Origin of the sequence: Neisseria mucosa (genome assembly GCF_013267835.1) — a bacterium.
Lineage (GTDB): Bacteria > Pseudomonadota > Gammaproteobacteria > Burkholderiales > Neisseriaceae > Neisseria.
This window is the reverse complement of record NZ_CP053939.1, coordinates 1,724,960-1,751,539: the sequence shown is the minus strand read 5'-3', so window position 1 is coordinate 1,751,539 and position 26,580 is coordinate 1,724,960. Positions and strand designations below refer to the sequence as shown.

Below are 26,580 nucleotides of genomic sequence, written 5' to 3'. Positions count from 1 at the left end.
ATCGACTTAATCCTGAAACACAAAAGGCAGGATTAAGACACAACAAGCAGTAAGCTTTATCAAAGTAGGAATTTCAAGTTTGCTTCCCTAGTCAACGGGTAGGCAAACGAAGTCAGAGAGGTTCTTGAAATGATAGAGTCAAGTGAATAAGTGCATCAGGTGGATGCCTTGGCGATGATAGGCGACGAAGGACGTGTAAGCCTGCGAAAAGCGCGGGGGAGCTGGCAATAAAGCTATGATCCCGCGGTGTCCGAATGGGGAAACCCACCTCTTAGGAGGTATCCTTATCTGAATACATAGGATAAGCGAAGCGAACCCGGAGAACTGAACCATCTAAGTACCCGGAGGAAAAGAAATCAACCGAGATTCCGCAAGTAGTGGCGAGCGAACGCGGAGGAGCCTGTACGTGATAACTGTCGAGATAGAAGAACAAGCTGGGAAGCTTGACCATAGTGGGTGATAGTCCCGTATTCGAAATCTCAATGGTGGTACTAAGCGTACGAAAAGTAGGGCGGGACACGTGAAATCCTGTCTGAATATGGGGGGACCATCCTCCAAGGCTAAATACTCATCATCGACCGATAGTGAACCAGTACCGTGAGGGAAAGGCGAAAAGAACCCCGGGAGGGGAGTGAAATAGAACCTGAAACCTGATGCATACAAACAGTGGGAGCACCCTTGTGGTGTGACTGCGTACCTTTTGTATAATGGGTCAACGACTTACATTCAGTAGCGAGCTTAACCGAATAGGGGAGGCGTAGGGAAACCGAGTCTTAATAGGGCGAACAGTTGCTGGGTGTAGACCCGAAACCGAGTGATCTATCCATGGCCAGGTTGAAGGTGCCGTAACAGGTACTGGAGGACCGAACCCACGCATGTTGCAAAATGCGGGGATGAGCTGTGGATAGGGGTGAAAGGCTAAACAAACTCGGAGATAGCTGGTTCTCCCCGAAAACTATTTAGGTAGTGCCTCGAGCAAGACACTGATGGGGGTAAAGCACTGTTATGGCTAGGGGGTTATTGCAACTTACCAACCCATGGCAAACTAAGAATACCATCAAGTGGTTCCTCGGGAGACAGACAGCGGGTGCTAACGTCCGTTGTCAAGAGGGAAACAACCCAGACCGCCAGCTAAGGTCCCAAATGATAGATTAAGTGGTAAACGAAGTGGGAAGGCCCAGACAGCCAGGATGTTGGCTTAGAAGCAGCCATCATTTAAAGAAAGCGTAATAGCTCACTGGTCGAGTCGTCCTGCGCGGAAGATGTAACGGGGCTCAAATCTATAACCGAAGCTGCGGATGCCAGTTTACTGGCATGGTAGGGGAGCGTTCTGTAGGCCGATGAAGGTGCATTGTAAAGTGTGCTGGAGGTATCAGAAGTGCGAATGTTGACATGAGTAGCGATAAAGCGGGTGAAAAGCCCGCTCGCCGAAAGCCCAAGGTTTCCTACGCAACGTTCATCGGCGTAGGGTGAGTCGGCCCCTAAGGCGAGGCAGAAATGCGTAGTCGATGGGAAACAGGTTAATATTCCTGTACTTGATTCAAATGCGATGTGGGGACGGAGAAGGTTAGGTTAGCAAGCTGTTGGAATAGCTTGTTTAAGCCGGTAGGTGGAAGACTTAGGCAAATCCGGGTCTTCTTAACACCGAGAAGTGACGACGAGTGTCTACGGACATGAAGTAACCGATACCACGCTTCCAGGAAAAGCCACTAAGCTTCAGTTTGAATCGAACCGTACCGCAAACCGACACAGGTGGGCAGGATGAGAATTCTAAGGCGCTTGAGAGAACTCGGGAGAAGGAACTCGGCAAATTGATACCGTAACTTCGGGAGAAGGTATGCCCTCTAAGGTTAAGGACTTGCTCCGTAAGCCCCGGAGGGTCGCAGAGAATAGGTGGCTGCGACTGTTTATTAAAAACACAGCACTCTGCTAACACGAAAGTGGACGTATAGGGTGTGACGCCTGCCCGGTGCTGGAAGGTTAATTGAAGATGTGCAAGCATCGGATCGAAGCCCCAGTAAACGGCGGCCGTAACTATAACGGTCCTAAGGTAGCGAAATTCCTTGTCGGGTAAGTTCCGACCCGCACGAATGGCGTAACGATGGCCACACTGTCTCCTCCCGAGACTCAGCGAAGTTGAAGTGGTTGTGAAGATGCAATCTACCCGCTGCTAGACGGAAAGACCCCGTGAACCTTTACTGTAGCTTTGCATTGGACTTTGAAGTCACTTGTGTAGGATAGGTGGGAGGCTTTGAAGCAGAGACGCCAGTCTCTGTGGAGCCGTCCTTGAAATACCACCCTGGTGTCTTTGAGGTTCTAACCCAGACCCGTAATCCGGGTCGGGGACCGTGCATGGTAGGCAGTTTGACTGGGGCGGTCTCCTCCCAAAGAGTAACGGAGGAGTTCGAAGGTTACCTAGGTCCGGTCGGAAATCGGACTGATAGTGCAATGGCAAAAGGTAGCTTAACTGCGAGACCGACAAGTCGAGCAGGTGCGAAAGCAGGACATAGTGATCCGGTGGTTCTGTATGGAAGGGCCATCGCTCAACGGATAAAAGGTACTCCGGGGATAACAGGCTGATTCCGCCCAAGAGTTCATATCGACGGCGGAGTTTGGCACCTCGATGTCGGCTCATCACATCCTGGGGCTGTAGTCGGTCCCAAGGGTATGGCTGTTCGCCATTTAAAGTGGTACGTGAGCTGGGTTTAAAACGTCGTGAGACAGTTTGGTCCCTATCTGCAGTGGGCGTTGGAAGTTTGACGGGGGCTGCTCCTAGTACGAGAGGACCGGAGTGGACGAACCTCTGGTGTACCGGTTGTAACGCCAGTTGCATAGCCGGGTAGCTAAGTTCGGAAGAGATAAGCGCTGAAAGCATCTAAGCGCGAAACTCGCCTGAAGATGAGACTTCCCTTGTGGTTTAACTACACTAAAGAGTCGTTCGAGACCAGGACGTTGATAGGTGGGGTGTGGAAGCGCGGTAACGCGTGAAGCTAACCCATACTAATTGCTCGTGAGGCTTGACTCTATCATTTGAAGAACTTCAAATAATAAAAGCTTACTGACTGATTCAGTCATCACCATTTATACCGATTAAGGCTTTACCGATTTGTAACAGTTTAAGTTTGGCGGCCATAGCGAGTTGGTCCCACGCCTTCCCATCCCGAACAGGACCGTGAAACGACTCAGCGCCGATGATAGTGTGGTTCTTCCATGTGAAAGTAGGTCACCGCCAAACACCCATTCCGAAGCCCCCGACTGATGTCGGGGGCTTTTTACATGCCTGTCGTTTCTGTCGGTTTGGCGGCAGAATTGGGATAATGGGTGTTGGGGTCAAACATTGGGATAGTGATGTACCGGTGTTTATGGAGTATTTGTGCATCTTGGTATTGGAATCGGAAATATTTATCCTGTTGTTATTCTTGCACAAAAGTACCGAAAGTTACGGTTAACCGTTTGGAATGTTTGAAATCGAACGGTATTTGCGTTAATATGTCGTATGCATTTATATGGAATGGGGCCGTGTTCTACTGTCGATGTGGCAGTGTCGGCGGGGTGGGTAAAACCGTCCTGCAGACGGCCCGGTTGATTCAATCTGACACGTTATAGGAAAACCCTGATGAAGAAATTTTTATTTGGTGTATTTGCCGCCATGTGTACGGCGTTCTCTTTGGCTGCCGTGAACGTCAATACCGCCTCTTCTGCGGAACTGGAGGCATTACCGGGTATCGGCCCGGCTAAGGCGAAGGCGATTGTGGAATACCGTCAGAAGAACGGTGCGTTCAAATCGGTGGAGGAGCTGAAAAACGTGAAGGGCATCGGTGATGCGGTGCTGAACAAGTTGAAGGCGGAGGCGACGGTTTCTTCTGCCGCGCCTAAGGCCGCCCAGCCTGCCGTGAAAAAATAAGCCGGACTCTGCCTATATGCCGCCCTGCGGCCGAACCGTTTGCCGGTTGGGCCCGGGGCGGCTTTGTTTGGGGGCGGGGATGAAGCTTGAACCAGTGGGGGCTTCCGTTGGGTAAAGGGATAAACGGATAGGACGCCTATTGGATAGGGATATAAAAGATAAAGGGAAGAAAGATATGTACTTAAAGGCATTTGACGGAAAACGGAATGGGGCAACTGTGCAGAGGGGGTATTCTTTGGTACAGCTGTTGGTGGTGATGCTGCTGGTTTCGATCTTGGCGGCGGCGGCCTTTACGGCCTATCGGGAATCGGTCCGCTCGGCCAACCTGCGTGCGGCGCATGCCGCGCTGCTGGAAAATGCGCGCTTTATGGAGCAGTTCTATGCGAAAAAGGGCAGCTTTAAGCTGACGTCGACGAAGTGGCCGGAATTGCCGGTGAAGGAGGCGGGCGGTTTCTGTATCAGGATGAGCGGCCAGGCTAAGGGTATCCTGGAGGGTAAGTTTACCTTGAAGGCGGTGGCGCTGGACAGGGAGGCGGAGCCGAGGGTGCTGCGCTTGAACGAGTCGTTGACGGCGGTGGTGTGCGGGAAGATGAAAGGGAAGGGCAGTTGTACGGACGGCGAGGAGATATTTAGGGGTAATGATGCGGAGTGTAAGCCTTTTATGGGGTAGAAATCTGATCGAAAAGGGGGGCGGATAAAGAAAAAAGGACGTGCGCGGGCACGTCTTTGGGTAGGCTGATCTCAACCTCGAGTACAGTATTATTGTCTTAACCTGTTTTATTATTTTGACGAACTGAATATTTCAAATCCAGTACCTTATGCTGATACTGCAACCAGCTGGCGGAAGGTAATGTCCTGATCAGAACTATTGGAGCTGATTAACTGTAAACTGAGCGGAAAAGTTTAAAAGTAGAGAAATCGGTAGTTTAAGTTATTGATGCAACATTATTCAGACGGCCCGAGCGGTCATGGGTAAGGACAATAAAAGATAAAGGCTGCAGACAAATTACACCAAGCAAAGATAGCATTGTCTGCAGGGTAGAAAGCTGGTTGATACAGCAAACATATATCTGTATCTATTTTGAAAGGCTATATTGAGAAACTGCACATCACTCCTTCAATGTCGACGAGATAAGGTATGGCAGAATGCTCGATCAAAGGCTACGGCAGCAAAACAGATGGCACCTAGAAAAACATCAGCTACAGACCTGCATTATTGAAAAGCCCTTTGCAACAACTCATCGACGGAAACGCAAATCAAACACAACCAAATATTTGTTGAAAAACCCGTTATGTAGTTGAACAAAGCTTTGTTACGTTTCACTGTAAATCAGGCTGTGAACCTAATTTGCTTTAGGCAACATGGGTGTGCAACGCTATTCGAAAGCGATATGTTTGAATCGTTGAATCGGTTAACAGCTTACTTGCGCTTGTTTGCTCCTACAAGATGCGAGTATTGGGAAGATAAAAGGAAACCATCAAATCCCTGTGTTTGAATTTTGGCTGTTGAGAATGAAGGATTTTTTGCAAAGGTCTTAGGCCGTCTGAAAACTTGATAGAAGCAGTCGTCTGTTAAATATGCGATAATGCGGGAGATTTCATGGGTGTGGTAGAAACATGGTTGAGACTGTCCGGTTGGAATCATGCTGGACAACGATGGAATCGGTTTGCTTGAAACGCCCGCTTTGCGGGTTTTTTTATGGGAAGGAATGGTCATGCCTAATCCGCTTTATCGGCAACATATTATTTCAATTTCAGATTTGACGACGGAGCAGCTCGAATTGCTGCTTCAGACGGCCTTGAAGTTGAAAAAGCAGCCTCGTGAAGATTTGCTTGAAGGCAAGTTGATTGGTTCGTGCTTTTTTGAACCGTCCACTCGTACGCGTTTGTCTTTTGAAACGGCGGTACAGCGTTTGGGTGGGAAAGTTATCGGTTTTTCCGATGGCGCGAATACCAGTGCGAAAAAGGGTGAAACGCTTGCGGATACTGCGAGGATTATTTCCAGCTATACGGATGCGATTATTCAGCGACACCCGAAAGACGGTGCGGCCCGTGTGGCGGCCGAGTTTTCGAGCGTGCCCGTGATTAATGCCGGCGATGGTACCAACCAACATCCGAGTCAGACGCTTTTGGATTTGGTCACGATTTATGAAACACAGGGCAGTTTGAGCAATTTGAAGATTGCGATGGCCGGCGATTTGAAATATGGCCGTACGGTACATTCATTATGTCAGGCGTTGAAGCGTTGGGGTTGTGAGTTTGCATTTGTTTCCCCTCCCAGCTTGGCAATGCCGGACTATATCACTGAAGAGCTGGAAGAGGCCGGTTGCCCTTATCAAATTTTGCCCGGCTTGGAAGAAGCGGTCGAATGGGCGGATATTTTGTACATGACCCGCGTTCAGCGCGAACGTTTTGATGAGCAGGAATTTGCCAAAATCCAGGGTAAATTCAATCTTGATGCGTCAATGCTGGCAAATGCCAAATCCAATTTGCGCGTCTTGCATCCTTTACCGAGGGTAGATGAAATTCATCCGAATGTGGATAAAACACCTCATGCCTATTATTTTGAACAGGCAACCAACGGTGTGTATGCACGGATGGCGATTTTGTCTTTGGTATTGAACGAAGAAGTTTAAGGAGCGAAAGATGGAAAACTCAAAACTCAGCGTGGAAGCGATTGAACAAGGTACGGTCATTGACCATATTCCTGCCGGTAAAGGCTTGGCCATTTTAAGGCAGTTCAAACTGCTGCATTATGGCAATGCAGTAACGGTCGGCTTCAATTTGCCCAGCAAAACGCAGGGCAGCAAAGACATTATTAAAATCAGCGGCGTATGGTTGGATGCCAATGCAGCAAACCGTTTGGCTTTATTTGCCCCTGAAGCAGTGGTCAACAAAATCGATCGGTTTAAGGTCGTTGAGAAACAGCATTTATCATTGCCGGATGAAATTTCGGAGGTATTCCGCTGTCCGAATACCAATTGCGCCAGTCATGGCGAGCCGGTCATCAGCCGTTTTTATGTCCGCTCACATCATGGGCAGACGCGTTTGAAATGTCATTATTGCGAAAAAACCTTCTCGCGTGATTCGGTTGCCGAAGCTTGATAAAAATCTCAGGCCGTCTGAAGACACGGCTGCGAAGTTTGAGTTGTTTGCTTGATACATTAGATGATAAAAAGCAAGATATTAAGCCAAGTTGCGTTAAAATTACGTTAAAATAATGCCTCCCGGGTTGATGACATTATTCGCCCGAAAGGCATTATTTTTTAATAACATGATACGAAATGTAGGAAAACTCATGCACTCATCCATACAAAGCCGGTTTGCCCCAATTTTATACGTCTTGATTTTCTTTGCCGGATTTTTAGCCGCACAAGTTTGGTTTAATCAGCAAGCCTATTTGGCCAATCTTCCCCTTTTGGTTACAGCCATTTCTGCCGTTGCATTGGTTTGGTTGATTTGGGCCGTCGTATCTGCGCGATCCAAAGCCAAAAGCAAGATGTTGCACCGTGAGCAGCTGATTCAAAAAGAGAGCATTCATCCTGTTTTGCATGCAACGTTGCAGCGTTCTGACGGGCAAACAGATTTATTGGTTTTGGTTGTCCGCAATAGCGGTAAGGGCTTGGCGAAGAATGTGCGCTTTGAGGTAGAGCCTTTGCCGGATCACTTGCCGAGCAAGCTGGTTGCCGATGCGGTTATGCGCTTGGAGATGTTTTCCGGCGGCGTGGATATGCTGGCATCGGGCGAATTGTATGGCGGCGTGTTTGCAAGCATGTTGGCGCTGGCTGCCGAATTGCCGGACCAAACATTTGGCGGTGTGTTGAAACTGAAAGCCACTTATGAAAATGCCTTTGGCGATCAATGCACTTCAGAAAGCGTTTTGGATTTGAGCATACTGAATTTCAATCTGTCGGAAATTAAATCCGGCGGCGAGCAAAAGCCCCGTAAGAAATTGTTGTATTGATGTGTAGGATATGCAGGCCGTCTGAAACCGAAATACTTGGTTTCAGACGGCCTGTTGTTATTTTTCAAATGATTTTTGAAGAAAAAGAGGCGTATCGGGTATAATAATCAAAGAATTCGAAACGGATTGCCAGGATCGGCAAGGCCGTTTTATCATTGTTTTAGTTCAAAACCCTACTGATATTTTTTCAATCATCTGTTGCTATGTATCGGAACTTTTTCTGATGTCGGCAGCGGCGAAATATTCCTTCAGCCATTTACTTTCAGGAAGCTGCTTATGTTAGTGTGTAATCCTTATGAAGTTGTGATCCATGGTACAACCAGCAAAGGCAAGATTTTCCGACCAAGCGACTGGGCGGAGCGCCTGTGCGGTATTTTGTCCTCCTTCACCAAAGACAACCGCCTTTCCTATTCGAATTGGGTGCGCCCGATTTTGGTGGACAATGTCCGTTGTGTGGCAGTCGATAAAAAACTGGAAGAAGACAATCCGCAAATGTTCCGTTTCTTGATGGATTTTGCAGCGGATAACGATTTGCGCGTGATTGACTGCAAAGCCTTACTCAAAGAGCAGGAAAGCAAGCAGCAGGGCGAAGTGCCGGTCGAGCGCGTTTTGTTGGCGCAGGCGATTGAAGAAAAACACGCCGCCGAGCGTGCGGAAGCGGCCGATACCCAGCCCGAGCCTCAAGCTGCCGCGCCTGTGGTCGGCGTATTGCGTGAAATTCCGCCGGAAGAAACTGCGACCGCTTTTGCGGCATTAAGCATTTTGCGTTCTTCTTTGACCGATATCCACCGTTTTGTCGAACAAATCAACGAGCATCAGCGTAAAACCGGCTACCGCCTGTTGGGCATTTTTGAAGAAGGCAAACAAAATGCCGTAGCCGTATGCGGTTTCCATGCCGCGTACAACTTGGCCAGCGGTTACCACATCCATATTGACGACATTGTGACCATGCCTCAAAGCCGCCGAAAAGGCTATGCTTCGCGCTTGTTGGAAGAAGTACGCAAAATCGGTGCGGAAACCGGCGCAACCAAAATCCATCTGAATGTCCATGTGAACCATGACCGCGCAGATGCGCATCGTCTCTACTTCAAAAACGGATTTGAAATTTGCGCCTACCATTTCCGTTGCGATCCGAAATAATGGTTGTAGAAAGAGGAAATCCCATGTTGAAGATTTTGACTGCGGCTGTTTTAGCACTGAGTTTGGCGGCCTGCGCATCAGGCAGCGGGCAAGGCAGCTCGCAAATGTATGGCGAGATTAAGGCTGGTGTAGAAACCAGCCATCAACGTTGAGGCATATAATGACAAGGCCGTCTGAAATAGGTTTTTCTGTTTCAGACGGCCTTTTTGCAGCTTGATTAGAAGGTAGCGGAGGTATCGTCGGTGGCAACAGTCCGATGCAGGCGATACCAATTGTACAGGCGCAAGATGCACAAGAAAGCAATAATGGGCATGCAGGCTGCGGTAACCAGATAACGCGGGTTGCTGAAGTTTAAAACATTGCGGCCGGAAAGCAGCGACAAAGCGGCATGCAACCATTCCCACAAAGACGAAATGCTGAAAGCCAAAACAGCCAACAGGCCGAGGGTTCGGAAAATACCGATGGGCAGTATTTGTCGGCGCAATACGGCGCGGTTGAGTTGGAACAAAACAATCAAACCGAAGCCGATGATGCAGACCATGCCGCCGTTGGCGACGATTTGCAGGCTGTTGAAGGCGATGTCGGGCGTAACGGAAAGCGTGCCGGACTGGTTGGATGCAGTTTGTTGCAAGTTTAAGCCTTGCATCACATTCAGGACGAAACCGTATATCAGGTCGGCCAAAACGATGCCGATGGGTAGAGGAGTTAAAAAACGTTTCATGGATCGGTCGGATATTTCAGTATTCTATTCGTATGAGTGAGGCCGTCTGAAAATTAAACATGACGACGTGAGGGTATATTGTATCCGATAGGAAAGTAGGTTAATGCAAAAATAAATTTAGTTTAAGTCAGAAAATGATGTAATTTTACGCCAACATTATTGCATTAAGAGTACAATCCTCTTCATTATCAAACGTGAAATCAACAGGAAAGGACGTTTACATGAGCCAATTGCAACGTGATTTAACCCGTATCAGCCACAATACCAAAATTGTCGCCACACTGGGTCCGGGCAGCAACAATGTACAATTGTTGGAAGACATGATCCGTGTCGGCGGCCTTAATGTCGTCCGTTTCAATTTCAGCCACGGTACGCCGGAGTTCCATGAAGAAAATGCCCGTATCGTACGCGAAGCCTCGAAACGTGCGGGTCAGGAAATCGCCATTCTTGCCGACTTGCAAGGGCCTAAAATCCGCGTGGGCAAAATTGCTGGCGGCAGCATCGAATTGAACAAAGGCGAAACGCTGGTTCTTGATGCCGCACTTGAAGGCGAAGGCACACGCGAAGCGGTGGGTTTGGACTACCGCGATTTGCCGAATGACGTTGCTGCCGGCGATGTTTTGTGGCTGGACGACGGCCTGTTGACTTTGACCGTTGAAGCGGTTGAAGGAAGTAAGATTATTACAAGGGTAGAAAACAGCCATGTGCTGAAAAGTAACAAAGGTATCAACAAACGCGGCGGCGGCCTGTCTGCCGGTGCATTGACCGAAAAAGACTTCCGCGACTTGAAAACCGCGATTGCCATCGGTTGCGACTACTTGGCCATCAGCTTTGTGAAATCTGCCGAAGATTTGCACATCGCACGCGCCAAAGTCGAAGAAGAAATGAAAGGCAGCACCGCCGTACGCCCCGGTTTGGTTTCCAAAATCGAGCGCGTAGAAGCCATTGAAAACCTGGACGAAATCATCCTTGCCAGCGACGGTATTATGGTTGCCCGCGGCGACTTGGCAGTGGAAGTCGGCCATGCCGCCGTACCTGCCCTGCAAAAACGAATGATCCGCCGCGCCCGTGAGTTGCGCCGCTTCAGCATTACCGCAACCCAAATGATGGAATCGATGATTACCAACCCTGTACCGACCCGCGCGGAAGTCAGCGACGTGGCCAACGCGGTATTGGACGGTACCGATGCGGTGATGTGTTCCGCCGAAACCGCCGTCGGCGCGTATCCGTTTGAAACCGTCAGCCAAATGGCGATTATTTGTGCGGCTGCGGAAAAAGAACAAGATTCGCTCAACGGTGTTGCCGAACAGGTCGAGTATCCCGAAGCCGTCAGCACCAACTTGGCGATTGCCGGCGGTGCGGTCAGCGTGGCGCGCGCGGTTCACGCCAAAGCCATTGTTGCCCTGACTGAAAGCGGTTCGACCGCCTTCGAAGTCAGCCGCCACAACATCACTCTGCCGATTTTTGCCCTGACGCCGAGTGTTTCAGCGCAACGTCGTATGGCGATGTACCGCGGTGTGCGTCCGTTGATTTTGGCAACCAGTACCGACCACGATACCGCGCTGAACGAAGTGGAAGCCATGTTGGTAGAACACAAAATCCTCCAAAGCGGCGACCAATACATTATCACCAGCGGTTCGAAAATGCGCGAATCCGGTTCGACCAATACGCTGGAAGTGTTGCAGGTTAAATAATTGCAGTGATCCGATGATTGGAAAAGCAGGCTGTTTTAGCCTGCTTTTTTTGTGTAAAAAAAGAAAAGATTAGGCAAAAATAATGATGTAGTATAGAATTGAGTGCCTATACTAAATCAATAAAGGACGTTTCAGACGGCCTTTTTCTTTGTCCGCTACTTTCACGGTAAACCAAAATGATTCATTTCAATCTGAAAAAAACAGCATTTATTTTAAGCGCAGCACTGTTATCTACCGCCGTCCAAGCCTCCGGCTACCACTTCGGCACACAATCCGTTAACGCACAAGGCACGGCCAACGCCGCCGCCGCCGAAGCCGCCGATGCATCAACCATTTTCTACAACCCGGCCGGTTTGAGCAAAATTGACAGCAGCCAAATTTCCGTCAACGCCAATATCGTTTTCCCAAGCATTCACTATGAGGCGGAATCTGCGAAACACTTCCGCACGGGTGCCGATGTCAGCGGCTCGACCGGCGGCAAAATTACTGAAACCACCGTTGCTCCGCACGTTTATGGCGCGTACAAAGCCAGCGACGATGTAACTTTGGGTTTGGGTGTGTACGTTCCTTTCGGCTCTGCAACCGAATATGAAAAAGATTCCGTGTTGCGCCACAACATCAACAAACTGGGTTTGACCACCATCGCCATCGAGCCGGTAGTCGCATGGAAACTGAATGAGCAGCACGCCGTCGGTGCCGGTTTGATTGCCCAATATTCCAAAGCCGAATTGCGTAAATACTCCGACTGGGACGCTTCCGGCGCCATCAGCCAGTTGGCCAGCGGCTTGGCTTCCCGTCAAGCAGGCCGTCCCGTTGCTGTCGATGCGACCGGCAAAGCTGACGGTCATGCCGATGTAAAAGGCCATGATTGGGGCTTCGGCTACCAACTGGCGTGGATGTGGGACATTAACGACCGCGCACGCGTGGGTGTGAACTATCGTTCCAAAGTATCGCATACGCTGAAAGGCACTGCCGATTGGGAAGCAGACGGCGCATATGCAAAACGTGCTTGGGATTTGGGTGCAATGGCTGCACGCGGTTATGTGCCGAACGAAAAAGCCAGCGTCAAAATCGTCACGCCTGAGTCTTTGTCTGTTCACGGTATGTACCGCGCCACCGACAAAACCAATTTGTTCGGCGATGTGACCTGGACGCGTCATAGCCGCTTTAACAAAGCCGAGCTGGTGTTTGAAAATACCAAAAACGTTGTCAACGGCAAATCTGACCGTACCGTCATTACGCCTAACTGGCGCAACACTTATAAAGTTGCATTCGGCGGCTCTTACCAAGTTACCGAACCATTGCAACTGCGTGCCGGTATCGCTTTCGACAAATCACCGGTTAAAAGTGCTGAAGACCGCATGAACAGCCTACCTGACGGCAACCGTATCTGGTTCTCCGTCGGCGCTAAATATCAACTGGGTAAAAACCATGTGATCGATGCGGCGTACAGCCATATCCACATCAATGACACGGTTTACCGTACCGGCAAAGCCAGCGGCAACGACGTAGACAGCCGCGGTGCATCCTCTGCCCGCTTCAAAAACAAAGCGGACATCTTGGGCTTGCAATACACTTATAAATTTAAATAATCGGATTTGAGTGGTGGATAAAAAGGCCGTCTGAAGATTTCAGACGGCCTTTTTGATTAGCAGGAATAGATGAAACAATCAATAGGCAATAAATAGCGTGTTAGGGTTTCTATATTGCTGATTGGAATGGCAGAACGGCAAGACAATAGAAAAGGGGATAGCCGATAAATAGCTGAAGACATGGGATATTGTTTGCGCTTTAAAACGGCGTGTTACAGATTTTATTTATTTTGATGGGCAACAATCAAAAGGCCGTCTGAAAAAACAGGTTTTCAGACGGCCTTTGTTTGCCGAATCGCTGCTAAAAAAGCTCAATCAGCTGCGGACTTCCAGTTCGATTTCTCTTTCCTGTTCGTCTTCGGCCGGTTTGTCCATGGTTTTTTCATCGGCCATATTGTCCAAATCGCGGCCGGGTTCGGAGGCGGTATCGCCGATGGAAACGCTGTTCAGGCTTTCCAAAATAATGGCGGAGGCCAGATGGTCGGATGTGCGGTACACCATTGCCAAACCGATTTCTTCCGCCGGAATGGAAACCAATTCAACCGTATCTTTGTCTTTCGGCTTGCGAATCAGGTTGTTGGACAGATTCACACGGACTTGGCGGCCACGTTTGTAGAGGCTGACCACCGTGCCTTTGTCCAAGCCGTCGAGTTCGCCTTTATCCAACGTAATGGTTTGGAACTGGCCGGCTTCGCCCACGCCGTCGAAGATGGAAACGACTTTGGCCTGAATCGGACGGGCAGGGGCGTGAGGCATCACGTTGAAGCTGTCGAGGCCTTCGGGCAGTTTCAGCAGATAGTCGTCTTTGCGGATTTCGGAAACGGCTTCTTCGATAACCAAAGGTTGCGCGGACTGGGTGCGCAGCTTCATGACTTTGTTGACTTGGGTGTAATACTCGTTGCTTTTGAGTTTTTCGTCAGAAGCGCGGGTACGGTGTTCCAATGCGGAGTCGGTGTAAGGCAGCGTGTTGGCGATGCCGCTGAACACGACTTCTTGGCCGAGGAATTTGCCGGTTTCCGGATCAGTGATATTTTTATTGACGCGGTAGGTCAGGTAGCGGCCGGGTTCGGTCAGGCCGTATGCGTACACGCGGTTGCCTTGCGTGTAGAGGACGCGGTTGTCGGGGCCCGCAATCAGGCGCGGCGCGTTGGCGGTTTCTTCCGGAGCGATAATCTGCGGATGTTTCATGAACATACGGTAGAGGTTGACGTTGACAGTCGGAATACCGTAGCCGGAAGTTTCGCGTACGCGCGGATGCAGTTTGATCACGGGAATGCCGTCTGAACGGGTTTGGGCGTGTTCAAAACCCAGTCGCGGCTGGCCGTTGACGTAGCGTAAAACCAACACCTGCCCCGGATAGATCAGGTGCGGATTGCGGATGGCGTTGCGGTTGGCGCCCCAAAGGCGGTTCCATTGCCACGGGCTGTACAGATATTTGCCGGAAATACCCCACAAGGTATCGCCGTTTTTAACGACGTAGCGTTGCGGCGCATTGGGGCGGATTTTTAAAGAAGCTGCCTGAGTGTGGGCAGAAATAGCCATGCCTGCCATGCAAAGCAGGGTTATAATACGTTGTTGCATAACCGTTCCCCTTGAAATCGGTTTGGTTTGTCTTCAGATGATAAACAGAGAAGGCTGGAGTTTGCGAAACTGCCGCCCATCCGTCAATACGATAACGAACGGCCTCTGTCGCGCTATCTTAACATTTTTCGGCGTTATTTTAGCATTGAATGTTGCTGTCATGACAGGAGATTGTGGCGGCGGAAACCAAATCTGTATGAAAATCACACATCAGCTTTATAAAACGAGAATATTATGGCTTTACTGAACATCCTCCAATACCCTGACGAGCGTTTGCACACGGTCGCCAAACCTGTTGAAAAAATCGACGAGCGCATCCAGACATTGGTTGCCGATATGTTTGAAACCATGTACGAAGCACGCGGTATCGGCTTGGCGGCCACTCAGGTTGACGTACACGAGCGCATCGTCGTGATGGATTTGACCGAAGACCGCAGCGAGCCGCGCGTGTTCATCAACCCCGTCATTGTCGAAAAAGACGGCGAGACGACTTATGAAGAAGGCTGCCTGTCCGTGCCGGGCATTTACGATACCGTAACCCGTGCCGAGCGCGTCAAAGTCGAAGCCTTGAACGAAAAAGGCGAGAAATTCACACTGGAAGCAGACGGCCTGTTGGCAATCTGCGTGCAGCACGAATTGGACCACCTGATGGGCATCGTGTTTGTCGAACACCTGTCGCAGCTGAAACAAGGCCGCATCAAAACCAAACTGAAAAAACGTCAGAAACACACCATCTGACCTAAGCATCGCTTAAAGGCCGTCTGAAAAGACAAAACAGAAGGCAGACTTCGGTTTTCAATCTTTCAGACGGCCTTTTCAGCTGAAACAGTTTGCCCAACGCGCCCATTCAAACCATTTCCACAAGGACACAACATGAAAGTCATCTTTGCCGGTACGCCCGATTTTGCCGCCGCCGCCTTGAAAGCCATCGCCGCCGCAGGTTTTGAAATTCCGCTGGTGTTGACCCAGCCCGACCGCCCCAAAGGCCGCGGCATGCAGTTGACCGCATCGCCGGTCAAACAGGCTGCCTTGGAATTGGGTTTGACCGTGGCGCAGCCGGAAAAGTTGCGCAATAACGCCGAAGCCCTGCAAATGCTCAAAGATACGGGCGCGGATGTGATGGTGGTGGCCGCGTATGGCTTGATTTTGCCGCAGGAAGTGTTGGATGCGCCCAAACACGGCTGCCTCAATATCCACGCCTCGCTGTTGCCCCGTTGGCGCGGTGCGGCGCCGATTCAACGTGCGATTGAATCCGGTGATGCCGAAACCGGCGTGTGCATCATGCAGATGGACATCGGCTTGGACACCGGCGCTGTGGTCAGCGAACGCCGCTACGCCATCCAGCCTACGGATACCGCCAACGAAGTGCATGACGCGTTGATGGGTTTGGGTGCGGAAGCGATTGTTGCCGACTTGCAACGTCTGCAGGCGGAAGGCCGTCTGAACGCGGTCAAACAGCCTGAAGAAGGTGTTACCTATGCCCAAAAATTAAGCAAAGAAGAAGCGCGTATCGATTGGAATCAAAGCGCAGACATTATCGAACGCAAAATCCGCGCCTTTAACCCCGTCCCTGCCGCGTGGGTCGAGTATCAAGGCAAACCGATGAAAATCTGGCGCGCCGAAGTGGTGGCCAAACAGGGTAAGGCAGGCGAGGTGTTGTCTTGCACTTCAGACGGCCTGCTGGTGGCGTGCGGTAAAAACGCGCTGAACATTACCGAATTGCAGCCTTCCGGCAGCAAACGCATGAGCATACAGGCATTTGCGGCAGGTCGGACGATTGAAGTCGGAACGGTTTTGTAACAGGCTGAAAACCAACGTAGAGGAAAGAAAACAATGGCTGTTTTTGAAGTGGTCGAGGGCGATATTACCCGATTGGCAGTCGATGCGATTGTCAATGCCGCCAATTCATCGCTGTTGGGCGGTGGCGGCGTAGACGGTGCAATACACCGTGCCGCGGGCAAAGAGCTGCTGGACGAGTGCCGCACTTTGGGCGGTTGCCGCACGGGCGAAGCCAAAATTACCCAAGGCTACCGTTTGCCTGCACGCTTTGTCATCCACACGGTCGGGCCGGTATGGTTTGGCGGAAAACAAAATGAAGAGGCTAAATTGGCACAATCCTATGCCAATTCTTTGCTGCTTGCCCAGAAACACGATCTTCACAGCATTGCCTTTCCGTGCATCAGCACCGGTGTGTACCGCTTCCCGGCCGAAGCCGCCGCACGTATCGCTTTGGAGAGTTTGAAGCAAACCCTGCCGCAATGTCCGGCAGTGGAAAAAATCATCTTTTGCTGTTTTTCCAAAACAGATGCCGAATATTATCGGGTATTGCTGGCTGCCGAACAGGCCGTCTGAAATCCGCCGAACACTTGAAATCAAATTATGAATCAGAAAGCAAAAATATGAGTATGTCCCTCGCCCAAAAACTGGCCGCCGACAGCGTTGCCGCGGTTGCCGAAGGGCGCAATCTTCAGGATGTTTTGGCGGAAATCCGCGTGGCGCATCCGCAGTTGACGGCGCAGGAAAACGGCGCCTTGCAGGATATTGCCTACGGTTGCCAACGTTATTTGGGCAGTTTGAAACACATGCTTGGTCAAATGCTGAAGAAGCCGATTGACAATCCGCAGCTTGAAAGCCTGCTTTTGGCGGCGATGTACCAACTGCATTACACGCGCAACGCGCCTCATGCCGTGGTCAATGAAGCGGTGGAAAGCATTGCCAAAATCGGCCGCGGTCAGTTCCGCTCGTTTGCCAACGCGATTTTGCGCCGCTTTTTGCGTGAACGCGACAAGCTCGCGGCCTCCTGTAAAAAAGACGATGTGGCGAAACATAATTTGCCGCTGTGGTGGGTGGCTTACTTGAAAAACCGTTATCCGAAACATTGGCACAACATTACCACCGCGCTGCAATCGCATCCGCCGATGACTTTGCGCGTCAACCGCCGACACGGTAATGCCGAAAGCTATTTGGAAAAGCTGGCTGCGGAAGGTATTTTGGCCAGGGCGTTGGACGAATACGCCGTGATGTTGGAAGAAGCCGTGCCGGTAAGCCGCCTGCCCGGTTTTTCAGACGGCTTGGTGTCTGTACAGGATTTTGGTGCGCAACGTGCTGCCTATTTGTTGAACCCGAAAGACGGCGAACGCATCCTCGATGCCTGTGCGGCGCCGGGCGGTAAGACAGGCCATATCTTGGAACTGGCAGATTGTCATGTTACTGCTTTGGATATAGACGAAGGCCGTCTGAACAGGGTGAAGAGTAATCTTGACCGTTTAGGCTTTCAGACGGCCTCTTTGGCTTGTGCCGATGCGCAGGACTTGGCGGCATGGTATGATGGTAAGGCCTTTGACGCTGTTTTGGCCGATGTGCCGTGTACCGCTTCGGGCGTGGCGCGGCGCAATCCCGACGTCAAATGGCTGCGCCGACCGACCGATGCCGTCAAAACCGCACGCCAACAGGAAGCATTATTAGACGCGCTGTGGCAGACCCTGACGAAAAACGGCAGGATGTTGCTGGCTACCTGCTCGGTCTTTGTCGAAGAAAACGACGGTCAATTGCAAAAATTCCTTAACCGCCATGCCGATGCCGAGTTGATCGAATCGCATGTGCTTTTACCGAACAAACATCAAGATGGCTTTTATTACGCGCTTATTAAAAAGCAGTAAAACGCTGATTGTACCGCTCTTGCTCGCTGTGTCGCTGAACGCGGCGGGCGAGGGCATCAGTGCGACCCGTGCCGAGGCAAAGCTGACCCATGCCGGACAGCTTTCCGTCAGCAGCCGTTTCCGCACCGACCTGCCCGATCAGCTCAAAGAAGCACTCAAACAGGGCGTCCCCCTGCATTTCAATTTAAGTTGGCAGCTGTCGGCGCCGTCCGTGGCGTCTTATAAATTCAAGTTCGACCAGCTGCTCAACAACGACAGCACGATTCAATACAAACTGTCCTTCCATCCGCTGACCAACCGCTATCGCGTTACCGTCGGTACGTTTTCTACCGAGTACGACACGCTTGAAGCCGCCTTGCGCGCAGTGGGCGCAGTCGCGAATTGGAAGGTTTTATCCAAAGGCGCGCTGAGTGAAGTGGCCGCCAAAGACACGAAGGCTGAAATCCGCCTGTTGCTGACAACCGCCAAGCTGCCCAAACCGTTCCAAATCAATGCCCTGACGTCTAAAAATTGGCATTTGGATTCGGGTTGGAAATCCTTGTCGGTCGTGCAGGAGTAAACCATGCGCCGCTTTCTCCTGATTGCCGCTGTATTCGCCGTAGTTTTGTTGTACGGTCTGACTGTTGCAACGGGCAGCAGCAACGTATTGTCCGATTATTTCTGGTGGATTGTCGCCTTGTGCGGCTTGCTGTTACTGGTGTTGGCCGCAGTATTGGTGCGCTATGTCGTGCTTTTGATGCGCGACAACAGCAAAAGCGTGTTCGGCTCGCAGATTGCGCGTCGGCTGTCGGGGATGTTTACCTTAGTTGCCGTATTGCCGGGTGTGTTTTTGTTCGGTATTTCCGCCCAGTTTATTAACGGCACGATTAATTCTTGGTTTGGCAACGATACCCATGAGGCTTTGGAGCGCAGCTTAAACTTGAGCAAATCCGCGCTGAACTTGGCAGTGGACAACGCGGTCAGTAACGCCACGCCGGTGCAAATCGACTTAATCAGCGCCGCTTCGCTGGACGGCGACTTGGGGCAGACGCTGACCCAATCCGCACCTACTTCCGAATTTGCCCAGCTGGCGCTTTATAACGCGACCACCCATAAAGTCGAGAAAAGCATCAACCCCCTGAAACTGAATCAACCGACGCTCAACAAAGAAGGATGGGAGCAACTGGAGCAGACCGGCTCGGTACGCAGCTTGGAAAACATCGGCGGCGTGCTGTATGCTCAAGGCTGGATGCTGATTGGTACGCATAAAAATCAGGATTATGCATTGTTTTTCCGTCAGCCGATTCCGAAAGATGTTGCCCAAGATGCGACGTTGATCGAAGCGGCCCGCGCCAAATACGCCGAGCTGAGTTATACCAAAAAAGGCCTGCAAACCTTTTTCCTGTCCACGCTGTTGGTCGCGACATTGTTGGCCATCTTTTTGGCGCTGGTGATGGCTTTGTATTTTGCCCGCCGTTTTGTGGCGCCGGTGTTGTCGTTGGCAGAGGGCGCGCGGGCGGTGGCTCAGGGCGACTTCAGCCAGACCCGGCCGGTATTCCGCAATGACGAGTTTGGCCGTTTGACCCAATTGTTCAACCACATGACCGAGCAATTGGCGATTGCCAAAGAGGCGGACGAGCGCAACCGTTTGCGCGAAGAAGCCGCTCGCCATTATTTGGAATGCGTGTTGGAAAGTTTGACCACAGGCGTGATTACTTTGGATGCCGACGGCCGTCTGAAAACCTTTAACAAAGCCGCCGAACAGATTTTGGGCGTTTCGCTGGTGTCTTTGTGGGGCAGCAACTGGCATCAATGGCACGGCAAATCGCCGCAGCAAACCCTGTTGGCCGATGTGTTTGCCGCCATTAATGAAACCGCCGACAGCGACAAACCCGTCCAAGTCGAATACGCCGCGCCCGACGATGCCCGAATCTTGTTGGGCAAAGCCACCATCCTGCCGGAAGACAACGATAACGGCGTGGTGATGGTGATTGATGACATTACCGTCTTGATACGCGCGCAAAAAGAGGCCGCATGGGGCGAAGTGGCGAAACGTTTGGCGCACGAAATCCGCAATCCGCTTACGCCCATCCAGCTTTCCGCCGAGAGATTGGCATGGAAATTGCATGATAAACTTGACGAGCAAGACGCCCAGATCCTCAGCCGTTCAACCGATACCATCGTCAAACAGGTTGCCGCGCTGAAAGAAATGGTCGAAGCGTTCCGCAATTATGCGCGTGCGCCGTCGCTGAATTTAGAAAAACAAGATTTAAACGGTTTGGTGTCGGAAGTATTGGTATTATATGAGGCAGGCGCGTGCAAATTTAATGCACGGCTCAGCGCCGACGCCTTGCCGATTGCCGCCGATACGACGGCCATGCGCCAAGTGTTGCATAACCTATTTAAGAATGCCGCAGAAGCGGCGGAGTTGGACGAAGCGCCGCAAGTAAACATCGAAACAGGACGCGAAGGCGGACAGGTTTTCCTGACCGTATGCAACAACGGCAAAAGTTTCAGCAAAGAAATGCTGCACAATGCTTTTGAGCCGTACGTTACCGACAAACCGACAGGAACTGGGCTGGGTTTGCCCGTTGTGAAAAAAATTATCGAGGAGCATGGCGGCCGTATCAGCCTGAGCAATCAGAACAGCGGCGGCGCGTGCGTCAAAATAGCTTTACCGGAAATGGCAGAAACTTATGCGAAGCAGTGATATTTTGATTGTAGATGATGAAGTAGGCATCCGCGACCTGCTCTCCGAAATCCTTCAAGACGAAGGCTATACCGTTACTTTGGCCGAAAATGCCGAAGAAGCGCGCCAATTGCGTTACCAAACGCGTCCAGCCATGGTATTGCTGGACATTTGGATGCCCGATTGCGACGGCATCACTTTGTTGAAAGAGTGGGCGAAAAACGGCCAACTCAATATGCCTGTGGTCATGATGAGTGGCCATGCCAGCATCGACACCGCGGTTGAAGCCACCAAAATCGGCGCGCTCGATTTTCTGGAAAAACCGATTGCCCTGCAAAAACTCTTGTCCGCAGTAGAACGCGCCTTGAAACATGGAGAAGTTCAGACGGCCTCCGGCATGACTTTGGACAAACTGGGCAACAGCCCCGTCATTCAAGAAATGAACGGCAGCATTGAAGCGGCCGCCAAACACAACCGCCCGCTGCTGTTGGCCGGTGAGGCAGGCTCGCCGTTTGAAATTGTGGCCCGCTATCTTCACAAAAGCGGTACGCCTTGGGTGGCAACCGACCGTGTCGAACACATTGTCGATACACCGTTGGAGCTGTTGCAAAAAGCATCGGGCGGTATTTTGTATGTCGGCGATATTGCCCGTTACAGCAAAAACATCCAAAACGGCATCGCTTTCTTGCTGGAGAAAGCCGACCGCTACAATGTCCGTGTGATTGCTTCATGCGGCTTTAAACGCGGTGAGAGCGCCGATGACGTCGTTGCCGGCCGACTGGCGGAGTTGTTGAAAGAGCGTATCAATATCCCTTCTTTGCGCAGCCAACCGGACGACATCGTCTTTTTAATCAACCGCATCATGACCGATTTGGCCGAAAGTCAAAAAATCCAGCCGGTAAAATTCAGCGACAGCGCGTTGGTGGTTTTGCGCCAATACGATTGGCCGGGCAATTACGACCAGCTTGCCGAAACGGTGAAAAACATCATGTTGGAATCGGACGGCAAAGAAGTGGACGACCAGGCCGTTGCCGCGGCTTTGGGTCAGAAGGAAAATGCAACGGCGACAGAAATCATCGGTGGCTTCAATTTCAATATGCCTTTGCGCGAATTGAGGGAAGAAGTCGAGCGCCGTTACTTTGAGTACCACATTGCCCAAGAAGGCCAAAATATGAGCCGTGTGGCGCAAAAGGTCGGTTTGGAGCGTACGCACCTTTACCGCAAACTCAAACAACTCGGTATCAGCGTATCGCGCCGCAGCGCCGACAAATCCGAAGAATAAGCGCAATATCGGTTCAAACACAAAAGAGGCCGTCTGAAAGCCATCAGGTTTTTCAGACGGCATCGTCATTTGACGGTTTGCGACGGCATCGTCATTTGACGGTTTGCGACGGCATCGTCATTTGACGGTTTGCGACGGCATCGTCATTTGACGGTTTGCTTAGACAAACGATACTTTATCAAAATAATGATATGGCCCGGCATTGTTGTTTTGCCTTTTAAGCCAGACAAAAGTTTTATACCAATAAAATTTTCAGACGGCCTTAATTTACTTCAGGCCGTCTGAAAAACCATTACGAAAAGGGAACAGATTGATGACGGAAAACGAGCGTTTTGCTTGGTTGCAACTGGCATTTACGCCCTATATCGGCGCAGAAAGTTTTTTGGTGCTGTTGCAGCAATTCGGTAGTGCACAAGCTGCCTTGAGTGCGCCGGCAGACAAAATTGCCGCCCTGGTACGCCATAAACAGGCGGCCGAGTCGTGGCGCAATGCGGACAAACGGGCTTTGGCGCAGCAGTCTGCCGAAGCCGCTTTACAATGGGAAATGCAGGACGGTTGCCGTTTGTTGCTGCTGCAAGATGATGATTTCCCTGAAATGCTGACGCAAGGCATTACCGCGCCGCCGGTCTTGTTTTTGCGCGGCAATGCAGGACTGCTGCACACACCTTCTGCCGCGATTGTCGGCAGCCGCCATGCCACGCCGCAGGCAATGCGGATTGCCAAAGATTTCGGCAGGGCGTTGAGTGAGAAAGGCATTCCCGTCGTATCGGGTATGGCTTCGGGTATCGATACCGCCGCCCATCAGGGCGCATTGCAGGCAGATGGCGGCACCATTGCCGTCTGGGGAACCGGTATAGACCGCATTTATCCGCCGTCCAATAAAAACCTTGCTTATGAAATCGCTGAAAAAGGATTGATTGTCAGCGAGTTTCCTTTAGACACGCGTCCGTTTGCAGGCAATTTTCCGCGCCGCAACCGTCTGATTGCCGCGTTGTCGCAGCTGACATTGGTGGTCGAAGCGGCATTGGAATCCGGTTCGCTGATTACTGCCAAGTTGGCGGCGGAGATGGGGCGCGAAGTGATGGCGGTGCCCGGTTCGATAGACAATCCACACAGCAAAGGCTGCCACAAGCTGATTAAAGACGGGGCAAAATTGGTGGAATGTTTGGACGATATTCTTCACGAATGTCCGCAGCTATTGCAAAATACGCCCGTTCCATCATATTCTATAAATAAGACGGTAAAACCCAAAAACGACCAAACCAAACGTCTGCAACCCAAAGCAATAGCGGATGAACCGCAAAGGCCGTCTGAAAACCCTCCTGCCGCCTCATCGACAAGCACTTTATTGGAAGCAATGGGTTACGACCCGATACACTCCGATATTTTGGCGCAACAAACCAATACGGCGGCGGCAGACGTGTACGCACAGCTTTTAGAATACGAACTCGACGGTATTGTTGCCGCCTTGCCGGGCGGCCGTTATCAGCGTGTCAAAGCATAAATTATCTATATCTTAAGGAACCAGCATGACCGAAGTCATTGCCTATTTAATCGAACACTTCCAAGATTTCGACAACTGTCCGCCTCCGGAAGATTTGGGTCGCCTGCTGGAAGATGCAGGTTTTGACGCTACGGAAATTGGCAATACATTGATGATGATGGAAGTCTTGTTCAATACGTCCGAATTTTATGCCGAGCCGTTTAACAGCGATTCCCTGCGCGTATTCTGCCGTGAAGAAGCTGAAAACCTGCCGCAGGAAGTCATGGGCTTGATGCAGTATCTGGTTGCCGAACACGCAATTACTTACGAGCAGCGCGAAATCGTCATTCACGCCCTGATGCACATTCCATCGGACGAAATCACCCTCGATACCGCCAAAGTGTTGGTATTGCTGGTGTTGTGGATGCACAAGAGTGAGTTGCCCGTCCTGATTGGCGACGACTTGATGAGTGCGTTGACCGGACAAAACGTGATGCACTAAACCTTTTTTCAGACGGCCTCAATCATAAAGGCCGTCTGAAACATAAACCCAATACATCCAAAAGAGAACAACAATGGCGAAAAACCTATTAATCGTCGAATCCCCGTCCAAAGCCAAAACCTTGAAAAAATATCTGGGCGGTGATTTTGAAATCTTGGCGTCTTACGGTCATGTCCGCGACTTGGTACCCAAAAGCGGAGCAGTCGATCCCGACAACGGCTTTGCCATGAAGTACCAGCTGATCAGCCGCAACAGCAAACACGTCGATGCCATCGTCGCCGGTGCCAAAGAAGCCGAAAACATCTACCTCGCAACCGACCCGGATAGGGAAGGCGAAGCCATTTCCTGGCATCTTTTGGAAATCCTCAAATCCAAACGCGGCCTGAAAAACATCAAGCCGCAGCGTGTCGTGTTCCATGAAATCACCAAAAATGCCGTGCTTGATGCCGTCGCCCATCCGCGCGAAATCGAAATGGACTTGGTCGATGCGCAACAAGCCCGCCGCGCTTTGGACTATTTGGTCGGTTTCAACCTCTCGCCGTTGTTGTGGAAAAAGATCCGCCGCGGTTTGAGCGCAGGCCGTGTGCAAAGTCCCGCCCTGCGTTTGATTTGCGAACGCGAAAACGAAATCCGCGCGTTTGAAGCGCAGGAATATTGGACGGTACATCTCGACAGCCACAAAGGCCGCAGCAAATTCACCGCCAAACTCGCCCAATACAACGGCGCGAAACTCGAACAGTTCGACCTGCCGAACGAAACCGCGCAAGCCGACGTGTTGAAAGAACTCGAAGGCAAAGGGGCCGTCGTTACCGCCATCGAAAAGAAAAAGCGCAGCCGCAACCCCGCCGCGCCGTTCACTACATCAACCATGCAGCAGGATGCCGTGCGCAAACTCGGTTTTACCACCGACCGCACCATGCGTACCGCCCAGCAGCTTTACGAAGGTATAGACGTAGGGCGGGGTGCCATCGGTCTGATTACCTATATGCGTACCGACAGCGTGAATTTGGCTGATGAAGCGTTAACCGAAATCCGCCATTACATCGAAAACAAAATCGGCAAAGAATATCTGCCAAGCTCGGCCAAGCAGTACAAAACCAAATCCAAAAACGCCCAAGAGGCCCACGAAGCCATCCGTCCGACTTCCGTGTACCGCACGCCCGAAAGCGTCAAACCCTTCCTGAGCGCAGACCAGTTCAAACTCTATCAAATGATTTGGCAACGCACCGTCGCCTGTCAGATGACGCCCGCCAAATTCGACCAAACCACTGTCGATATTACTGTCGGCAAAGGCGTATTCCGCGTAACCGGACAAGTACAAACCTTCGCAGGCTTCCTCAGCGTTTACGAAGAAAGCAGCGACGATGAAGAAGGCGAAGACAGCAAAAAACTGCCCGAAATGAGCGAAGGCGACAAACTGCCCGTGGACAAACTCTACGGCGAACAACACTTTACCACCCCGCCGCCGCGCTACAACGAAGCCACGCTGGTTAAAGCCCTCGAAGAATACGGCATTGGCCGCCCCTCGACCTACGCCAGCATTATTTCCACGCTCAAAGACCGTGAATACGTTACCCTTGAGCAAAAACGCTTCATGCCTACCGACACGGGCGACATCGTCAACAAATTCCTGACTGAACACTTCGCCCAATACGTCGACTACCACTTCACCGCCAAACTCGAAGACCAGCTTGACGAAATTGCCAACGGCAAACGCCAATGGATCCCCGTAATGGACAAATTCTGGAAGCCGTTTATCAAGCAAGTGGAAGAAAAAGAGGGTATCGAACGCGCCAAATTTACCACGCAGGAACTAGACGAAACCTGCCCGAAATGCGGCGAACACAAGCTGCAAATCAAATTCGGCAAAATGGGCCGCTTCGTCGCCTGTGCCGGCTATCCCGAGTGCAGCTACACGCGCAACGTTAACGAAACCGCCGAAGAAGCCGCCGAGCGCATCGCCAAAGCGGAAGCAGAGCAAGCCGAACTCGACGGACGCGAATGCCCTAAATGCGGCGGTCGTTTAGTGTACAAATACAGCCGCACCGGTAGCAAATTCATCGGCTGCGCCAACTATCCGAAATGCAAACACGTCGAGCCTTTGGAAAAACCGAAAGACACCGGCGTCCAATGCCCGCAATGCAAAAAAGGCAACCTCGTCGAGCGCAAATCCCGCTACGGCAAACTGTTTTACAGTTGCAGCACCTATCCCGACTGCAACTACGCCACCTGGAACCCGCCCGTCGCCGAAGAATGCCCGAACTGCCATTGGCCGGTTTTAACTATCAAAACCACCAAACGCTGGGGCGTGGAAAAAGTCTGTCCGCAAAAAGAATGCGGCTGGAAAGAACAGGTTGAACCGCCTGCACCGAAAGAATGATGAAGTAGGT

General features: G+C 51.2%; 22 protein-coding genes and 2 rRNA genes. 21 read left to right on the top strand and 3 right to left on the bottom strand.

What is annotated here, in order from left to right:
- Positions 1–136 precede the first annotated feature (136 nt).
- The 4 genes from FOC66_RS08370 (at position 137) to FOC66_RS08355 (ending at position 4,574) form a co-directional block, all read left to right on the top strand.
- Positions 137–3,025: ribosomal RNA gene (locus FOC66_RS08370) — 23S ribosomal RNA — on the top strand.
- 96 nt (positions 3,026–3,121) lie between these two features.
- Positions 3,122–3,235 (top strand): 5S ribosomal RNA (gene rrf / locus FOC66_RS08365).
- A 381-nt stretch (positions 3,236–3,616) separates the two neighbouring features.
- A complete protein-coding gene (locus FOC66_RS08360) occupies positions 3,617–3,904 on the top strand; it encodes a ComEA family DNA-binding protein (protein ID WP_003747589.1) in 288 nt (95 codons plus the stop codon).
- A gap of 175 nt (positions 3,905–4,079) precedes the next feature.
- The gene (locus FOC66_RS08355; protein ID WP_081456519.1) at positions 4,080–4,574 is read left to right on the top strand and encodes a type IV pilin protein; all 495 of its coding nucleotides are present in this window, start codon (positions 4,080–4,082) and stop codon (positions 4,572–4,574) included.
- 750 nt (positions 4,575–5,324) lie between these two features.
- On the opposite strand, the gene FOC66_RS08350 is transcribed toward FOC66_RS08355, so the two are convergent.
- Positions 5,325–5,621: a hypothetical protein gene (locus tag FOC66_RS08350; protein ID WP_003749216.1), complete on the bottom strand. Its 297-nt coding sequence runs from the start codon at positions 5,619–5,621 to the stop codon at positions 5,325–5,327.
- Here FOC66_RS08350 and pyrB point away from each other — a divergent pair.
- The 5 genes from pyrB to FOC66_RS10820 all read left to right on the top strand — a co-directional run bounded on the left by pyrB (position 5,620) and on the right by FOC66_RS10820 (position 9,160).
- Positions 5,620–6,540 (top strand): aspartate carbamoyltransferase, encoded by a 921-nt coding sequence (gene pyrB / locus FOC66_RS08345; RefSeq protein ID WP_003749217.1) that lies wholly within the window; start codon positions 5,620–5,622, stop codon positions 6,538–6,540. The genes FOC66_RS08350 and pyrB overlap by 2 nt on opposite strands.
- 10 nt (positions 6,541–6,550) lie before the next feature.
- Positions 6,551–7,009 (top strand): aspartate carbamoyltransferase regulatory subunit, encoded by a 459-nt coding sequence (gene pyrI / locus FOC66_RS08340; RefSeq protein ID WP_003749219.1) that lies wholly within the window; start codon positions 6,551–6,553, stop codon positions 7,007–7,009.
- A 193-nt stretch (positions 7,010–7,202) separates the two neighbouring features.
- On the top strand, positions 7,203–7,868 hold the full coding sequence (locus tag FOC66_RS08335; RefSeq protein ID WP_003749221.1) for a hypothetical protein: 666 nt from the start codon (positions 7,203–7,205) through the stop codon (positions 7,866–7,868).
- Between the two features lie 276 nt (positions 7,869–8,144).
- Positions 8,145–9,008 carry a GNAT family N-acetyltransferase gene (locus tag FOC66_RS08330; protein WP_003749223.1) on the top strand — a complete coding sequence of 288 codons (864 nt, stop codon included), beginning with the start codon at positions 8,145–8,147 and terminating at the stop codon, positions 9,006–9,008.
- Positions 9,009–9,031: 23 nt separating this feature from the next.
- Positions 9,032–9,160 (top strand): hypothetical protein, encoded by a 129-nt coding sequence (locus tag FOC66_RS10820; RefSeq protein ID WP_269208304.1) that lies wholly within the window; start codon positions 9,032–9,034, stop codon positions 9,158–9,160.
- A gap of 65 nt (positions 9,161–9,225) precedes the next feature.
- On the opposite strand, the gene FOC66_RS08325 is transcribed toward FOC66_RS10820, so the two are convergent.
- Positions 9,226–9,729: a hypothetical protein gene (locus FOC66_RS08325; RefSeq protein ID WP_003749225.1), complete on the bottom strand. Its 504-nt coding sequence runs from the start codon at positions 9,727–9,729 to the stop codon at positions 9,226–9,228.
- A 221-nt stretch (positions 9,730–9,950) separates the two neighbouring features.
- Between FOC66_RS08325 and pyk the strand changes: the two genes are divergently transcribed.
- Both pyk and FOC66_RS08315 read left to right on the top strand, forming a co-directional pair.
- Positions 9,951–11,423, top strand: coding sequence for a pyruvate kinase (pyk, locus tag FOC66_RS08320; protein ID WP_003749226.1), 1,473 nt, complete (start codon positions 9,951–9,953; stop codon positions 11,421–11,423).
- A 176-nt stretch (positions 11,424–11,599) separates the two neighbouring features.
- Positions 11,600–13,015 carry an OmpP1/FadL family transporter gene (locus FOC66_RS08315; protein ID WP_003749227.1) on the top strand — a complete coding sequence of 472 codons (1,416 nt, stop codon included), beginning with the start codon at positions 11,600–11,602 and terminating at the stop codon, positions 13,013–13,015.
- A gap of 315 nt (positions 13,016–13,330) precedes the next feature.
- On the opposite strand, the gene FOC66_RS08310 is transcribed toward FOC66_RS08315, so the two are convergent.
- Entirely contained in the window at positions 13,331–14,596 is a 1,266-nt protein-coding gene (locus FOC66_RS08310; RefSeq protein ID WP_003749229.1) for a LysM peptidoglycan-binding domain-containing protein, read from the bottom strand.
- A gap of 234 nt (positions 14,597–14,830) precedes the next feature.
- Between FOC66_RS08310 and def the strand changes: the two genes are divergently transcribed.
- From def to topA, 10 genes are all read left to right on the top strand, one after another.
- On the top strand, positions 14,831–15,334 hold the full coding sequence (def, locus tag FOC66_RS08305; RefSeq protein ID WP_003678675.1) for a peptide deformylase: 504 nt from the start codon (positions 14,831–14,833) through the stop codon (positions 15,332–15,334).
- A 135-nt stretch (positions 15,335–15,469) separates the two neighbouring features.
- Positions 15,470–16,396 (top strand): methionyl-tRNA formyltransferase, encoded by a 927-nt coding sequence (gene fmt, locus FOC66_RS08300; RefSeq protein ID WP_003749232.1) that lies wholly within the window; start codon positions 15,470–15,472, stop codon positions 16,394–16,396.
- A 33-nt stretch (positions 16,397–16,429) separates the two neighbouring features.
- Positions 16,430–16,948 (top strand): O-acetyl-ADP-ribose deacetylase, encoded by a 519-nt coding sequence (locus FOC66_RS08295; RefSeq protein WP_003749233.1) that lies wholly within the window; start codon positions 16,430–16,432, stop codon positions 16,946–16,948.
- Between the two features lie 47 nt (positions 16,949–16,995).
- Positions 16,996–18,255, top strand: coding sequence for a 16S rRNA (cytosine(967)-C(5))-methyltransferase RsmB (gene rsmB / locus FOC66_RS08290; protein WP_036494040.1), 1,260 nt, complete (start codon positions 16,996–16,998; stop codon positions 18,253–18,255).
- On the top strand, positions 18,221–18,814 hold the full coding sequence (locus tag FOC66_RS08285; RefSeq protein WP_003749237.1) for a DUF4390 domain-containing protein: 594 nt from the start codon (positions 18,221–18,223) through the stop codon (positions 18,812–18,814). Before rsmB ends, FOC66_RS08285 begins: the two co-directional genes overlap by 35 nt.
- 3 nt (positions 18,815–18,817) lie before the next feature.
- The gene (locus FOC66_RS08280; protein WP_003749239.1) at positions 18,818–20,944 is read left to right on the top strand and encodes a sensor histidine kinase; all 2,127 of its coding nucleotides are present in this window, start codon (positions 18,818–18,820) and stop codon (positions 20,942–20,944) included.
- Positions 20,931–22,205, top strand: a complete 1,275-nt coding sequence (locus tag FOC66_RS08275) for a sigma-54-dependent transcriptional regulator (protein WP_003749241.1) — start codon at positions 20,931–20,933, stop codon at positions 22,203–22,205. The genes FOC66_RS08280 and FOC66_RS08275 overlap by 14 nt, the downstream gene beginning before the upstream one ends.
- A gap of 313 nt (positions 22,206–22,518) precedes the next feature.
- Positions 22,519–23,709: a DNA-processing protein DprA gene (gene dprA, locus FOC66_RS08270; RefSeq protein WP_003749242.1), complete on the top strand. Its 1,191-nt coding sequence runs from the start codon at positions 22,519–22,521 to the stop codon at positions 23,707–23,709.
- Positions 23,710–23,734: 25 nt separating this feature from the next.
- A complete protein-coding gene (locus tag FOC66_RS08265) occupies positions 23,735–24,190 on the top strand; it encodes a DUF494 family protein (protein ID WP_003749244.1) in 456 nt (151 codons plus the stop codon).
- 73 nt (positions 24,191–24,263) lie between these two features.
- The gene (topA, locus tag FOC66_RS08260) at positions 24,264–26,570 is read left to right on the top strand and encodes a type I DNA topoisomerase (RefSeq protein WP_003749245.1); all 2,307 of its coding nucleotides are present in this window, start codon (positions 24,264–24,266) and stop codon (positions 26,568–26,570) included.
- The last annotated feature ends 10 nt before the right edge of the window (positions 26,571–26,580 follow it).